Raw genomic sequence first — 11,492 nt, forward strand, 5'->3', positions numbered from 1 at the left:
ACGTTATAAATATTTAGCTTTCATCAGCCATTAAATATTTGTGTAACGAGTTTATTTTTTTCCCAATTGGTCTAAAACTATTTTTATTAGATAAGCTTTTCTATAAGTTTGATAAATTCGAACTGGCAATCGAAAACCTTCAAATCAGTTGGATACAACTGCTTAAAACATATTCACTAAAACAAAGATGAATAATAAAATCAATAAAAAATCGGACACCAATGCCCGATTTTTATTAAATGATTTTCAATTTATTGCTTATTTTCTAAGTACATCACCAATACTTGGGTCTTTATCAAAAACCGATTTAGCATATGGGCAAAGCGGAATTACTTTTACGTCTTTTTCACGAACAAAAGCTACCAAAGCATCAAGTAATTGGCGACCTACGCCTTGTCCACGATAATTTTCGTTTACATCTGTGGCATCAATAATTAGCATGCTTTCGCCTGCCCATGTATAAGTCATTTCGCCTGCAACAGTTTCACCATCAAGTAAACTAAAGCTGCCGTGTTTTGTATCATCTTTTTGTTGAATATTCACAATGAATTCCTCATATTACAAATCGTATTTATTTAAAAATGACTTTGTATAATCTTTATCTATAAGAACAAATTTAACTGTAAAAAAATAGCCTATTTTTAGCAGCGAGTCTGTATGCTTTTTAAATACAATCTTCACTTAAATTAGTGAAACTCTTGCACCAAGCTATTAATATGCGCCACCGCAGCAGTTCGGTTTTCAACGCAAAGTTTTTCAAAAACATGCTCTAAATGTTTATTCACTGTCCGTGGACTCAGCTCCAAAATTTCTGCAATGTCTTTATTGGTTTTTCCTAACAACAACCAGTGCATGACTTCTGCCTCACGTTGAGTCAACTGCGGGCAATATTTCAAAATATCAGCCATTTCTAAAGCTGGCGTAGAAGTCTTGATTTGTATCAGATAATTTTTTGCCACACTTGGCTCACTTTCCCACGGTGTAAGCAATAAAAGCTGTAATTGCTGAGATGGTGTCGAATAAGAACAGCTGGTTAATTTTTTTGGGTCTTTTTCATGTTCCAAATCTGAAAACCAAGCTTTTAAGCCTGCTTCAAAACCGTCTAATTCAGGTAAATATTGATTTAGTAGATCACTAGCCTTTTGGGTTTTCCACACAATTTTACCGTGAACATCTAGCGCAAGAATGGCTGTTTCCGTTGCATCAATCACCTGTTTTTGTTGCTGCAATAGTTTGGCATGTGCCAAATGTGTTTTTACCCTTGCTAATACTTCTTCAATATTCAAAGGTTTGGTTACATAGTCCACCCCACCGACCTGAAAACCACGCACAATATGCTCTGTCTCAGACAAACCTGTCATAAAAATAACGGGAATAAACTGCGTAATTGGACTCGCTTTAAGCTGTATGCAACTTTCAAAACCGTCCATATGCGGCATATTGCCATCAAGCAAAATCATATCCGGTAAGCATCGGTGTGCAATTTCAATTGCACTCAATCCATCGGTTGTGACAAGCACGCGATAACCTGCCTGATCCAGACTTTCATGTAACAAGCCTAGATTTTCCGGCACATCATCCACAATCAGAATAACAGCCTGCTCGTTTGGCGAAGCTTGCTGAAAAGAAACATGTTGCGTACTCATTGCTTATCCTGAATCAATCGTTGCGCGTGTTTTAAATCAAACTTTCGAATAGCCTGTTCCAGCTGTTCCCATAACTCATCATGCTCCGGAAAATTTTGCCGGCATTGCATTAAAGTCTGTTGAATTCCACGAATGTACCCCTGTCCAATTAAATCATTTAACTGTTGCAAGCTTTGCGGTAAATCAAGCAGATCATTATTTTCCAGTTGTTTGACTGGTGTATGAACAGCAGCTTGCTCTTGCTTATATATATTTAAATCGAGTGTTTGAACTTCATTATTTTCAAGGAGTGTCTCTGATTTGGAATCAATCCACACCAAGCCCAACTTGTCTCCAATTTTACTCAGCAATAAATTGAGATCGATTGGTTTTAGCATAAAGTCTTCACTTAAGACGGCATCTTGTGGATTGACTTCGCGCTCTCCTGCATTGGCTGAAATAATTAAGATCGGCACATTAGTAATATTATTCTGACGTAATAACCGCGCAGTTTCCCAACCGCCCATCAGAGGCATATTTAAATCCATCAAAATCAGGTTCGGCTGAAAAATAGGTACACGTCTTAAACAATCAATGCCCGACTCGGCTTCTTCAATCATAAATCCCAAAGGTTTGAGAAAATTAGCGACTAGGCCTCGGTCCACAGCTTCATTATCGACAACCAAAATTCGTTTTCGCTCGCCTTGATAGCCTGTGATTTGGTTGGAGTAAACATTAGAAATTGGATGAACTACTTCTTTTGAAGGTAAGTAAAACTTAATCTTAAATTGTGAACCCTGATTGAGCTGACTAGTCACAGATAGTTGGCCGCCGAGTAAATCGACTAATAATTTTACAATGGGTAATCCGAGTCCTGTTCCGGTAAACCCACCTTGAACCACATTACTGCCCCGTTCAAACGGGTTAAATATTCGCTCTAAATCGGCCTCGGCAATACCACAGCCTGTATCTCTAATTTCAAAATAAGCCGTTTGAAAACGATACTCGACTTTCAAAGTAATTGTGCCGCTCGTCGTAAACTTTAAAGCATTGCCCAGCAAATTGATGAGCACTTGCTCTAAGCGTTTTTTGTCGGTACGGACATAGTGCGGTAGGTTCTCTCCAATTTCATAAATAAACTGTAAATTCTTCTGTTCAAACTGTGGCTGAAACATTTGAATAATTTGTTCAATAAAATTGGGGAAATGAACGTCTACTACATTTAAAGAAATTTTGCCTGTTTCAATTCGTGCTAAATCTAGTAAACCATCAATCAGTGAAGTCAAATGCTGTCCACTACGGCTAATCACCCCGAGCGCCATTTTGCCTTGTTCTGAAAGCTGTTCTTGTTTTTGAAGTAATTGGCTATAGCCTAAAATACTATTTAGAGGTGTTCTTAGTTCGTGGCTAATGCCAATGACATAACGGCTTTTTGCGTCATTGGCCCGTTCTGCTGCTATTCTGGCATCTTGTAAGTCTTTTGAAGTGACTTCATGGGCAGCAATTTCATCAATCAATAATGCTGTTTGCTGATGCGTTTCGATTTCGGCATTACGACGGCTTTCATCGTTTAAGACGAGCCACCATGCAGCAACACTCATCAATAAAAATAGAATAGTGTAAATTTTCACAAACAGTGTAAAGAGCTGTGGAACGGCTGCGGTATTAATGGTTTCTAAGTAGGTTTTTTGCTGGATATAAACCAGACTTAAACTCACTGCCAAAACGATCGACAGCCCCAAAGTCAGCAATAAATACAAACTGACCCTGCTATTTAAACGGCTAGCCCAGCGTTCTGGTAAATAATGCCAAATGGCTTTTTTGAGCTGTACCGACCAACGTGCATCGGGTTTACATAAATCGTGGCAACGTGCCTCAAGTGAGCAGCATAAAGAGCAAATCGTACCGTTATAGGCTGGGCAACCCGCCATATCAGCAAGTTCATAGTCCCTTTCACACACGACACAGTTAGCAACTGAAGTTGCCTGAATTTTTTCAGGCTGGCGTGCAATGTAATATTTGCCTTTAGTTAAGTAAGCAATAACAGGAACACATAACACCGCACTCCCCAAAGCAATAAAACTCGCCAATCCTTTTGCCATGAGACCGAAAAAGCCCAAATAACTCAGCATCGATAACACTGAGGCAATCAGTAAGGCGCCCACACCTACGGGGTTAATGTCGTATAAATAAGCACGGCGAAATTCAATTCCCTTCGGGCTTAAACCTAAAGGTTTACAGATAATTAAATCGGCAACAACAGCACCAATCCATGCCAAAGCAATATTGCTATATAGCCCCAAAATGCGTTCAACCGCATGGCTAATTCCCATTTCCATCAAAACAATGGCAATAAACACGTTAAAAAGAAGCCAGACAATTCGCCCCGGATGACTATGAGTCAAGCGGGCAAAAAAGTTGGACCATGCCAGTGAACCAGCGTATGCATTGGTCATATTAATTTTAATTTGCGCCAAGCAAACCAGTGCTAATGTGAGAATTAAAGCAAGCTGAGGATTTGGAATAAATTGTTGATAGGCAACCCAATATAAATAAGTCGGATTGTCTAGTTCAGAGACAGGAATAAACAGCTGAAAAGCCAACACCATCAGCAGCATGCCCATCAAAACTTTTAGAAATCCGAAAATAATCCATGACGGACCACCTAGAAAAACGGCAAAACGCCATGCAGTTCTGTTCTTTTCTTTTTGCGGTAAGAAACGTAAATAGTCGGCTTGCTCACCAATTTGGATCACAAATGAAAAAATAAGAGTGCACGCCGCACCAAAGTAATACAGATTAAAATCAGTTGAGTTTGAAACTGCCCCAACAAAATGCAGACTATTACTTAAAATTTGTGGTTGTTTCCAAAGTACAAAAAACCACGGTAACAACAGCAATAAGAGCCAGATTGGTTGTGTGATCGCCTGAACTTTATTAATAAAACCAATGCCTTTGACTACTAAAGGCAAAATCACTAAGGCAGAAATTAAGTAACCAATAACTTGCGGAATACCTAAAGCAAGCTCAAGTGCCATTGCCATAATTGCGGCTTCAAACGCAAGCAAAATAAAGGTAAAGCTGGCATAAATTAGAGATGTAATGGTCGAGCCAATGTAGCCAAAACCTGCACCACGAGTAAGCAGATCGACGTCTACATTATATTTTGCGGCGTAGTAACTAATCGGCCAACTGGTTAAAAATATAATGGTACATACGACAATTGCTGCCCATAATGCATTGCTAAAGCCATACTGCCAAAGCATGGTTGCCCCAATGGCTTCCATCGCCAAAAAGCTAACTGTAGAAATTGCAGTATTGGTTACCGTCCAAGGCGACCATTTTCGTACTGAGGTAGGTGCATAGCGGAGTGCATAATCTTCGATACTTTCATCTGCCACCCAAATATTATATTCACGGCGTGTTTTGATCACACGTTGTGGCGCTTGTTGGGGACGTGAAGTATCTGGCATAACACTCATGTTTTGGATAGGGCTGCATTAAACCCAGCAATCCTTATGCCAAAAGTCATTTATCATGGCGATTTTTTCTAATACGCACATATACGCAAAATAACGTATTTTCAATTTTTCCCAAAAATCACACACTCAAAACCATCAAAAAACAATGATCAATATTTGTGTTGATTGACCGAAAATGATTGGGAGATTGATGTTATGAGTGTATCTGAACATCCAAATCTGGACACTGTGCAAGGTGCAGATTCACAAAAAGCAGTGAATGAAACCTTAGAAGATTATACTTTACGTTATGCTCCACACAGCTTTCGGCGCTGGAGTCCCAAAGTTGTTGCTATTACTGCACTTGGTGGTATTGCCTATCTTGCTGACTTTTCTATTGGTGCCAGTATTGGTATGTCTTATGGAACAACCAATGCTGTTTTCTCCATTTTATTTGCAGCGATTATTATCTTCTTAACCGGCATTCCTTTAGCCTACTACGCAGCTCGCTATAACATCGACCTTGACTTGATTACCCGCGGTGCAGGTTTTGGTTATATCGGTTCGGTCCTGACCAGTATCATTTTCGCCAGTTTCACCTTTATTTTCTTTGCCCTTGAAGGTTCAATCATGGCGCAAGGATTATTGCTCGGTTTAGGTATTCCGCTTTGGGCAGGTTACCTCATCTCAACAGTTATGGTCATACCGCTGGTGATTTACGGCATGAAAGCCTTAAGTAAATTACAAGTCTGGACTACCCCGCTTTGGCTCGTTCTGATGATTGGTCCTGTGGCCTATCTGATTTATCAAGAACCAACCTTAGTTAGCCAGTTTGCAACTTTCACTGGTAATGAAGGTTTTGCAACCATAGATATGGCAGCAATCATGTTAGGTGCTGGTATTTGTTTATCGTTAATCATGCAAATTGGTGAGCAAATTGATTACTTACGCTTCATGCCTGCAAAAACGAAAGAAAATAGCAAAGCATGGTGGGCAGCCGTTATTTCAGCGGGTCCAGGTTGGGTGATTTTAGGCGCAATTAAACAAATTATTGGGGCATTTTTAGGGTTCTATTTACTCACTAAAATACCGGGCGTAAACAGCACTGAACCTGTTCAACAGTTTAATGCAGCGTTTCATGACATGCTTCCGGGCTGGGCAGCTTTAACACTTGCAGTGATTTTGGTAGTTATTTCTCAAATTAAAATTAATGTGACCAATGCTTACTCTGGTTCCCTTGCGTGGACAAGTGCCTACACACGTATTAGCAAACATTATCCGGGTCGTATTGTCTTTGTGATGGTGAACTTGGCAATTGCGCTTGCTTTAATGGAAGGCAACATGTTTGCGGTACTGGGTAAAATCTTAGGATTCTATTCAAACTTTGCGATTGCTTGGGTTGTGGTTGTCGCAACAGACATTTCAATCAACAAATATGTTTTAAAACTTTCACCGAAAGAACCGGAATATCGTCGTGACATGCTATACAACGTAAACCCTGTCGGTATGGTTGCGTTCCTTGTATCAGCAGGCTTATCAATTGCAGCATTCTTCGGATTACTGGGTAGCTTCTTGGCGCCTTACTCACCGCTTATCGCACTTGTACTTGCCTTTGTATTAACACCAATCATGGGCTTATTAACCAAAGGAAAATACTACATCAAGTCACACGATGACGGCATTAAAGAACCACGTTATGATGCTGAAGGTACTCCTGTAGCAACTGTTTATCACTGCCGCGTATGTGAGCAAGGTTATGAACGTCCAGATATTATGTTCTCTCACAAACATAACGGTACGATCTGTTCTTTGTGTAAAACACTCGATGCTTAAATATTCTTAAAACTAAAAAAGAAGCTTTAAAGCTTCTTTTTTTATATCTGATGATTCTTAGCCAATCGGGAATAAACGTTCAGGCACTACATCTTTCATTACAATGGTTGAGATGAGCCTTTGCACACTTGGAATAGCAGATAATTTTTCATCGTACAAACGCTGGAAAGCAGGTAAATCTTTAGCCACCACATGCAGCAAATAGTCTGGCTCACCAAATAATCGCTGCGCCTGAATAATTTGTGGAATATCAATTACGGCATTTTCAAACTTCTCGACTGCCTGTTTATCGCCTTCTTTAAGCGTAATAAAAACAATCGCTGAAAATTCAAAACCGACTAAATTCGGGTCGAGCTCTGCCCGATAACCTTTGATAGCTCCTGACTCTTCTAAAGCCTTCACTCGTCTATGACAAGGTGAAATGCTCAAACCGACTTTTTCTGCCAATTCAGTAATAGATAATCGGCCATTCAATTGCAATTCAGCAAGAATCTTTTTATCTGTGCGATCCATTTAGAAAAATTTACCCCAAATGAGTGTGATATGAGCAAACATTTAAAAGCACATTCTAAATACATGAGCATATTATTTTCAACAAGCTCGAATAAATAGGGATTTTTTCTAAACCACGAGTGAAACCTTTGGAAAATAGTTTGCCGAGATAAGCATATGGCTTTTAACATTTTTATTGCATTTTGGAGTGTCTCCATTCTTTTTATTATTACGCCAGGGGCAGACTGGGCCTATGCCATTTCGGCAGGGATTAAAGGCAAAGTCGTCGTACCCGCTGTTGCAGGTATGCTATTTGGGCACTTTATTACGATTTTATTAGTAGCAGCTGGTGTTGGTCTGCTTGTAGCAAATAATCCAACTGCTCTGATGATCCTAACAATTGCAGGTTCTGCTTATTTGTTATGGATGGGAATAAACTTATTACTTGTCCCTCCAACTCCGAACGAGTCTGGTTCTGAAAAAGCTCAGTCATGGTTGAGATGGGCTACCAAAGGCGTTTATGTGAGTGGCTTAAACCCGAAGGTTTTCTTACTCTTTTTAGCGCTGCTTCCTCAATTTATTGACACTACTGCTTCATGGTCAGTGACAACACAAATTCTTGCCTTTGGTATTGTTCACATGATTAGCTGCGCGATTATTTACCTAATGGTGGGTTATGGTTCAGAAGCTATTTTGAAAACCAGACCACAAGCAGCTCAATTAGTTGGCCGTTTTTCGGGTGGCTTGATGGTTGTTATCGCAACATGTTTATTGATTGGGCAAATTTAAAAGTCATTGAGCAAAAAGTTACTGGCCATCATTTCTGGTCAGTAACTTAAATAGTAAAATATAAGAAAAATTTATCTCATTCGTTTGAGGTTATAAGTCACCACTCCCCAAATCACCAGTTCTTGCCCCTCTTCAATATAAATATTTTGATAATCAGGATTTTCCGCTTTTAGCCAAACTTTAGGCGGCTTAAATTGACTATCAATCATTAAGCGCTTAACAGTGAAATCATTGTCGATGAGTGCAATTACAATATCACCCGATTTAGCGGGAATACTACGGTCCACAATAAGCGGATCATTAATATCAATTCCAGCGTCTAGCATGGACAATGAATTGGCTTTGACAATAAACGTGGCATTTTCATTTCTAATTAAATATTCATTTAAATCGAGTGCTTGCTCAATATCATCTTGTGCAGGCGAAGGAAAACCTGCCGCAACACGTTCTGTTGCTAAAGGAATGTGGTAAATTTTATCGTTATTCGGGTGAACCTGTTGAACATTAAGTTTTGAGTTAAAGTCGGTTAAATTATTGGTTTTGACATTATTCAGTAACCAATTTTTGATAAAGTTAACTTGAGACTCAGGAACACGAATCACTTTGGTGGGTTCATTGAACTGTGCCTTACGGCCGGCATTTTCCCGCGCACCGCCATGCTCGAATTCTTTTTTCTTTGGCATACCGCCTCCATCTCACCGTTCAAATCCTACACAAACAATGTAACTTGAAAAAGTTACATTTTCAAGTTGACGAAATATTTTTTTTGCATAACAATAAATTTCATGATCAGATTTTAATCCATTTTACTTTTAACAGGGATGCTAAAACGAAAATGGCAATTTGAAGAGAATCAAAACCCATTGTGAAATAGTCCTTATTACTGACTGTTTTGATTTTTATCAAATGAAATTCTGAACACTTAAATATGAGTTAGATTCAGTTTTTTTGGTATGGAGACATGCGAAATGAAAAATCAACGTGATGCAGTTTTAGGTTATGCAAATGAACAACATGCTTATTTTATCCGTCTTATTGAAAATGATGCGGTATTAGGCGAAAGCTACGGAATTTTCTGTGAAAATCCGGAAAGTGAAGCAGCCGAAAGTATTATGACGACACTATTTTTAAAGAAATCTTTTTGGATAAATGGCTCAGAATTTACAGATATTGTAAAAGGTTTACAGCCCCTTACTCACTCATAAGTTTATAAAAATCATAAAAATAAAGGAGGCATAATGCCTCCTTTATTCTCAAAAACTGTCTGCTTAAGACGTAAAGCGTCCATACGCATCGCGTTTTTGATTACGAGAGTTTTGTCCACGACCATCTGAACGGCCACGGCGATCATCGTCGTCATCGTCATCATAACGGCTACGACCACGACCTCGGCTACTTGAACGGCCACGATCATCATCTTCATCGTCGTCATCACGGCTGCGACCACGGCCTCGGCCACTTGAACGGCCACGATCATCATCTTCGTCATCGTCATAACGGCTACGGCCACGTCCTCGGCCACTTGAACGACCGCGATCATCATCCTCATCGTCGTCATCACGACGGCTGCGGCCACGACCTCGGCCACTTGAACGGCCACGATCATCATCTTCGTCGTCGTCATAACGGCTACGGCCACGACCTCGGCCACCTGAACGACCGCGATCATCTTCATCGTCGTCATCACGACTGCGACCACGTCCTCGGCCACCTGAACGGCCACCGCGATCATCATCTTCATCGTCATCATAACGGCTACGGCTACGGCCACCTGAACGGCCGCGATCATCTTCATCGTCGTCATCACGACTGCGACCACGACCTCGGCCACTTGAACGGCCGCCGCGATCATCATCTTCATCGTCATCATAACGGCTACGGCCACGACCTCGACCACCTGAACGGCCACCGCGATCATCATCTTCATCGTCGTCATCACGGCTGCGACCACGACCTCGGCCACCTGAACGGCCACCACGATCATCATCTTCGTCGTCATCATAACGGCTGCGGCTACGGCCTCGACCACCTGAACGACCGCGATCATCATCTTCATCGTCGTCATCGCGGCTGCGACCACGACCTCGGCCACTTGAACGGCCGCCACGATCATCATCTTCGTCGTCATCATAACGGCTGCGGCTACGGCCTCGACCACCTGAACGACCGCGGTCATCATCTTCGTCGTCGTCATAACGGCTGCGACCACGACCATTACGATCATCATTTTTATGACTTAAAGCACCAGCTTCACGAGCCTCTTCTGAGGTAAATTCATGTGCGTTACCACTGGCATGTGCAGCTCGTCCAGCTTCACGAGCTTCTTCTGAAGTAAATTCATGTGCATTGCCACTTGCATGCGCAGCACGCCCACCTTTACTGGCTATTTCTCTGACTCTTTCAGGATCCATACTTGCAAATCCACGATTTGAAGTACCTGAACTATTGTTATCTTGATCTTCATATCTAGTATTAGCCATAGTTATATCTTCCTATATTAAAATTATAGTCGCTACCGCTTTTACTTAACGGATAAATTTAAGATAAGAGATTTAGAATATTTTTATACCGATGCTATGTTTCAATCTTTTTAAATGTATATAAATTAAAATAGAGTTAAATACACTAAGATGATTATTTAAATAAAGATTTTATCAATTAAAATATTTATAAATTATTATGCACTTTTACCTTTTAAATACTCATCATACTTATTATTACTCAAACCTACATAACAATATATTTTTACAAATGCATTTAAAAATCCATTTTAAATAACATAAACTTTCAGAATGTACAAATCAATAAAAAACAAAAACATCTTCTCTCTTGAAGAAACAAATCAAAAATACAATTAAAATTATTTAAAAACAATAACATAAATGATTACTTTTCTAAAAACAATTCACTTGAGCGAACAAAATCAAGATTTAAAATTAACATATAATATTTATGGGAAATGAATCATGCAATTAACTCAAACACAGCCAACTCTACAATATATCCATATTTCTGTACCTGAAATTTTATTGAGTAATATACAGCTTAAAAACTCTTGGCAGAATTATAATCAAGACTGGAGCTACAGATTAGACCCGCCTCATGCAAGTCACCCTTTCCAAAGAGACTTATATATTATTAAATCAAAAGATATTGAAAAAGAGGATATAAAAGAGCTAGTAGATAAAGTAGCTTCAAAAAATAATAAAAATAAATATAACTTAAAGACAATAGTAGAAGCAGAAACTTTAATAAAAGAAATTTTAGATTTATCTAATTATATACCTATAGA

Annotated in this window: 10 protein-coding genes and 1 pseudogene; 5 read left to right on the top strand and 6 right to left on the bottom strand. The window is 39.6% G+C overall.

Features of this window, described 5'->3' with window-relative positions; translation table 11 throughout:
• Positions 1 to 38 precede the first annotated feature (38 nt).
• Positions 39 to 149: pseudogene (locus tag ACH63V_RS04410) on the top strand (hypothetical protein); the annotation flags it as partial.
• Positions 150 to 258: 109 nt separating this feature from the next.
• Here the strand turns inward: ACH63V_RS04410 and ACH63V_RS04415 are convergent.
• The 3 genes from ACH63V_RS04415 to ACH63V_RS04425 all read right to left on the bottom strand — a co-directional run bounded on the left by ACH63V_RS04415 (position 259) and on the right by ACH63V_RS04425 (position 5,107).
• A complete protein-coding gene (locus ACH63V_RS04415; RefSeq protein ID WP_001025680.1) occupies positions 259 to 543 on the bottom strand; it encodes a GNAT family N-acetyltransferase in 285 nt (94 codons plus the stop codon).
• A gap of 143 nt (positions 544 to 686) precedes the next feature.
• On the bottom strand, positions 687 to 1,646 hold the full coding sequence (locus ACH63V_RS04420) for a response regulator transcription factor (protein ID WP_032018081.1): 960 nt from the start codon (positions 1,644 to 1,646) through the stop codon (positions 687 to 689).
• Complete coding sequence (locus ACH63V_RS04425; RefSeq protein ID WP_396462857.1) at positions 1,643 to 5,107, bottom strand: ATP-binding protein; 3,465 nt, start codon at positions 5,105 to 5,107, stop codon at positions 1,643 to 1,645. The genes ACH63V_RS04420 and ACH63V_RS04425 overlap by 4 nt, the downstream gene beginning before the upstream one ends.
• Before the next feature lie 195 nt (positions 5,108 to 5,302).
• On the opposite strand from ACH63V_RS04425, the gene ACH63V_RS04430 reads away from it, so the two are divergent.
• Positions 5,303 to 6,919: a purine-cytosine permease family protein gene (locus tag ACH63V_RS04430; RefSeq protein ID WP_396462858.1), complete on the top strand. Its 1,617-nt coding sequence runs from the start codon at positions 5,303 to 5,305 to the stop codon at positions 6,917 to 6,919.
• Between the two features lie 57 nt (positions 6,920 to 6,976).
• Here ACH63V_RS04430 and ACH63V_RS04435 read toward each other — a convergent pair whose 3' ends face one another.
• Positions 6,977 to 7,432, bottom strand: a complete 456-nt coding sequence (locus tag ACH63V_RS04435) for an Lrp/AsnC family transcriptional regulator (protein WP_000376211.1) — start codon at positions 7,430 to 7,432, stop codon at positions 6,977 to 6,979.
• 156 nt (positions 7,433 to 7,588) lie between these two features.
• On the opposite strand from ACH63V_RS04435, the gene ACH63V_RS04440 reads away from it, so the two are divergent.
• A complete protein-coding gene (locus ACH63V_RS04440; protein WP_396462859.1) occupies positions 7,589 to 8,200 on the top strand; it encodes a LysE family translocator in 612 nt (203 codons plus the stop codon).
• 71 nt (positions 8,201 to 8,271) lie between these two features.
• Here the strand turns inward: ACH63V_RS04440 and ACH63V_RS04445 are convergent, their stop codons facing one another.
• The gene (locus ACH63V_RS04445) at positions 8,272 to 8,883 is read right to left on the bottom strand and encodes a LexA family transcriptional regulator (protein ID WP_263613479.1); all 612 of its coding nucleotides are present in this window, start codon (positions 8,881 to 8,883) and stop codon (positions 8,272 to 8,274) included.
• 285 nt (positions 8,884 to 9,168) lie between these two features.
• Between ACH63V_RS04445 and ACH63V_RS04450 the strand changes: the two genes are divergently transcribed.
• A complete protein-coding gene (locus tag ACH63V_RS04450; protein ID WP_191014963.1) occupies positions 9,169 to 9,405 on the top strand; it encodes a hypothetical protein in 237 nt (78 codons plus the stop codon).
• A 63-nt stretch (positions 9,406 to 9,468) separates the two neighbouring features.
• Here ACH63V_RS04450 and ACH63V_RS04455 read toward each other — a convergent pair whose 3' ends face one another.
• The gene (locus ACH63V_RS04455; RefSeq protein ID WP_396462860.1) at positions 9,469 to 10,680 is read right to left on the bottom strand and encodes a KGG domain-containing protein; all 1,212 of its coding nucleotides are present in this window, start codon (positions 10,678 to 10,680) and stop codon (positions 9,469 to 9,471) included.
• A 483-nt stretch (positions 10,681 to 11,163) separates the two neighbouring features.
• Here ACH63V_RS04455 and ACH63V_RS04460 point away from each other — a divergent pair.
• Positions 11,164 to 11,492: DUF6367 family protein (locus ACH63V_RS04460; RefSeq protein WP_396462864.1), on the top strand; the 329-nt coding region annotated here is incomplete at its 3' end.

Origin of the sequence: Acinetobacter sp. ABJ-A23_2, assembly GCF_044538765.1 — a bacterium.
GTDB classification, from domain to species: Bacteria; Pseudomonadota; Gammaproteobacteria; order Pseudomonadales; family Moraxellaceae; genus Acinetobacter; species Acinetobacter nosocomialis_A.

Bases quoted from the DNA above. Each gene is read 5' to 3' on its own strand.
- ACH63V_RS04420 (WP_032018081.1), bottom strand. From the start codon at position 1,646: ATGAGTACGCAACATGTTTCTTTTCAGCAAGCTTCGCCAAACGAGCAG.
- ACH63V_RS04425 (WP_396462857.1), bottom strand. From the start codon at position 5,107: ATGAGTGTTATGCCAGATACTTCACGTCCCCAACAAGCGCCACAACGT.
- ACH63V_RS04430 (WP_396462858.1), top strand. From the start codon at position 5,303: ATGAGTGTATCTGAACATCCAAATCTGGACACTGTGCAAGGTGCAGAT.
- ACH63V_RS04435 (WP_000376211.1), bottom strand. From the start codon at position 7,432: ATGGATCGCACAGATAAAAAGATTCTTGCTGAATTGCAATTGAATGGC.
- ACH63V_RS04440 (WP_396462859.1), top strand. From the start codon at position 7,589: ATGGCTTTTAACATTTTTATTGCATTTTGGAGTGTCTCCATTCTTTTT.
- ACH63V_RS04445 (WP_263613479.1), bottom strand. From the start codon at position 8,883: ATGCCAAAGAAAAAAGAATTCGAGCATGGCGGTGCGCGGGAAAATGCC.
- ACH63V_RS04450 (WP_191014963.1), top strand. From the start codon at position 9,169: ATGAAAAATCAACGTGATGCAGTTTTAGGTTATGCAAATGAACAACAT.
- ACH63V_RS04455 (WP_396462860.1), bottom strand. From the start codon at position 10,680: ATGGCTAATACTAGATATGAAGATCAAGATAACAATAGTTCAGGTACT.